The organism is Myxococcus sp. AB025B, from assembly GCF_006518215.1.
GTDB lineage: Bacteria > Myxococcota > Myxococcia > Myxococcales > Myxococcaceae > Myxococcus > Myxococcus fulvus.
Genome location: NZ_SRLW01000527.1, coordinates 1 through 3,407, shown reverse-complemented (window position 1 = coordinate 3,407; position 3,407 = coordinate 1). Strand labels below are relative to the sequence as shown.

Here is a 3,407-nt window from a genome sequence, read left to right as displayed (position 1 = left end):
CTTCCAGACCGTGCGAGAGCGTCACGCGCTTCAGTGCGCCGCGATAGGTGCGCACCGCGGGACGGGGTCTGTCGGTGGGCAGCTCCAACACCGGCGGCGCTCCCGCCAGCTGCTCCTTCCACCACCCCAGCTGCTTCTCCAGCACCTCCCCCTTCAGCCACTCCCTCTGCCATCTCGCGTAGTCCGCGTACTGCACCTCCAGTCGCGCGAGCTCCACCGCCTCCCCTCTCACCCTCGCCCCGTACCCTTCTCCCAGCTCCTTCTCCAGCAGCCCCACCGACCACCCGTCGAACACGATGTGATGCACCACCCACACCAGCACGTGCTCCTCTTCCCCCACCCGCAACACCTTCGCCCGCAGCAGCGGCCCTCGCTCCAGGTCGAACGGTCGCCGGGCCTCCTCCTCTACCTTCGGCAGCACGTCCGCCGCGGACACCGCCTCCACCGTCAGCGACAGCTCCATGTCCTCGTGGATCCGCTGCACCGGCTTCCCGTCCACCTCGCCGAACGTCGTCCTCAGTGACTCGTGCCTGCGCACCACGTCACGGAACGCCCCCTCCAACGCCCTCACATCCAGCGGTCCTGTGAGTCGTCGGGCGAATGGGACGTTGTAGGAGATGCCTCCCGTGTCGAGCTGTGACGTGAGCCACAGTCGCTGCTGCGCGAAGGACTGCGGCACCACGCCACCGTGCGGCTGGTGCGTGAGGGGACTGCGCTGGGCTTCGTGGTCCTCCTCCAACCGCTCCGCGAGCCGGGACACCGTCGAAGACTCGAACAGGACGCGCACGGGCAGCTCACGTCCCACCACTTCGCGCAGCCGCGACATGGCCCGCGTGGCCAGCAACGAGTGTCCGCCCAGCTCGAAGAAGTCGTCCTCCACGCCCATCCGCGCCAGGCCCAGCAGCGGGGCCAGGACCTCCGCCACCACCTGCTCCATGGCCGTGCGAGGCGCCACGTACTCACGCCGCGAGCCCTCGACCCCGGGGGGAGGCAGCGCCCTCCGGTCGAGCTTCCCGTTCGGCGTGAGCGGCAGGCCCGGCAACATGACGATGGCCGAGGGCACCATGTACTCGGGCAGTCGCGCACGCACCCACGCGCGCAGCTCCTGGGACTTCGGGAGCGCCCCCTCCGAGGGAACACAGTACGCGACGAGCCACCGTCCTCCGGGGCCATCCTCGCGCGCCACCACCGCCACCTCGCGCACGTCCGGGTGGCTCGCGAGCACGGACTCCACCTCGCCCGACTCGATGCGGAAGCCGCGCAGCTTCACCTGTCCGTCCAACCGCCCCGCGAACTCGAGCGTCCCATCCCGCCGCCACCGCACCCGGTCTCCCGTGCGGTACAGCCGCGCCCCGGGCTCCGCGCTGAACGGATTCGGGACGAACCGCTCGGCGGTCAGCTCCGGACGACGGAGGTATCCCCACGCCAGCCCATCTCCGCCCGTGTACAGCTCGCCCCAGACGCCCACGGGGACGAGCGACATCGTCGCGTCCAACACATGGACCTGCGTGTTCGAGATGGGCCGACCAATCGGCACGGCGCCGTCCACCCGCGAGCCCGCCGTCAACGGATGGCACGTGGTGAACGTGGTGTTCTCCGTGGGCCCATACCCGTTGATGACGGCTCCCCCTCGCGCCAGACGCGCGCGAACGGCGGCGGGCGACACCACGTCGCCGCCCGTGAGGAGCTGACGCACCCCGGACAGCGCCTCGGGACGCGTGGCCATCACCTGCTCGAACAGCGCGGAGGTCAGCCACAGCGTGGTGACGCCACTTCGCGCCAGCCCCGCCTCCAGCTCCTCCACCGAGGGTGTCCTCGGCGCGAAGACCACCAGCCTCGCGCCATTGAGCAGCGGCCCCCACAGCTCCAGCGTCGCGGCATCGAACGAGATGGGAGCGAGCTGGAGGAAGACCTCCTCCGGTCCCAGCTCCACGAAGCGGCTCCCCTTCACCAACCTCACCACCGCGCGGTGCGGAACGCAGACACCCTTCGGTCGCCCCGTCGAGCCGGAGGTGTACATGACGTAGGCGAGCGACTCCGGCGACAAGGGCAACGCCAGGTCGACCTCGGGCTCGTGAGCGAACGCCGCCCCCGAGGGCTCCAAGGGAACGAGCTTCACCGAACCCGAGACGAGCCACGGACAGGCAGCGTCCGGTGCCAGCAAGGCCGCGAGCTCCGAGTCCTCACACATGAAGGACAGCCGCTCGTCCGGATACGACGGGTCCAATGGAACGTACGCGGCCCCGGCCTTGAGGATGCCGAGCGTCGCCACCACCATCTCCAACGAGCGTCGCGCGAAGAGCCCCACCCGACTCCCGGGCTCGACCCCCAGTCGACACAGGTGGTGCGCGAGCTGATTGGCGCGGCGGTTCAGCTCCGCGTACGTCAGGCGCTCGCCCTCGAACTCCACCGCGATGGCGTCCGGAGTGCGGGACACCTGTGCCTCGAACAGCGCGGGGATGCTCGCGTCGCGCGGATACTCCGTCCGCGTCGCGTTCCACTCCGTCAGGAGCAGCCCGCGCTCGGCCGCGCTCACGAATGGGAGCTCGAAGACGCTCGACGAGGGGCGCTCCACCACCGCCTCCAGCAACGCGACGTAGCGCTCCGCCAGTCGCGTCACCGTCTCCTCGTCGAAGAGGTCCGTGTTGTATTCCCAGTACGTCACCAGCCCGCGGCTCGTCTCGCGCGCGAACAGCGTGAGGTCGAACTTGGAGACGCCCGGCTCCAGCGGGACGTCCGTCGCGACGAGCCCCGGCAGGCTGAGCGCCGCGGACGGCTCTCCCTGGAGCACGAAGGCCACCTGGAACAGCGGCGAGCGGCTCGGGTCCCGCTCCAGTTGCAGCGCCTCGACCAGCTGTTCGAGGGGCACGTCCTGCCGGGCGAAGGCCTCCAGGCACGTCTTGCGGACCTGACGCAGCAGCTTCTGGAACGGGACGTCCTCGACCTGGGCCCGCAGGGCCAGCATGTTGGCGAAGAACCCGACCACGCCCTCCAGCTCACGCTGCCCGCGCCCCGCGAAGGGCGAGCCCACGACGATGTCCCGCTGCCCGCTGTGACGCGCCAGCAGCACCTGGAACGCCGCCAGCAGCGTCATGTACAGCGTCACCCCTTCCTTCCGGCTCAGCTCCCGCAGCCTCTCTTCCAGGGCCGGCAGGGGCGGCATCCACTTCAGGGCGCCCGGATAGGTCTGCACGGCGGGACGCGGTCTGTCGGTGGGCAGCTCCAACACCGGCGGTGCTCCCGCCAGCTGCTCCTTCCACCACGCCAATTGCTTCTCCAGCACCTCCCCCTTCAGCCACTCCCTCTGCCATCTCGCGTAGTCCGCGTACTGCACCTCCAGCCGCGCCGGCTCCACCTCCTCCCCTCGCACCCTCGCCCCGTACCCCTCTCCCAGCTCCCTCTCCAAC

The 3,407-nt window shown here is 70.2% G+C and carries 1 protein-coding gene; it reads right to left on the bottom strand.

The window, feature by feature from the left end:
• A partial coding sequence (locus FL311_RS42055) for an amino acid adenylation domain-containing protein (RefSeq protein ID WP_255510412.1) occupies positions 1-3,370 on the bottom strand: 3,370 nt, incomplete at its 3' end.
• Between the last annotated feature and the right edge of the window lie 37 nt (positions 3,371-3,407).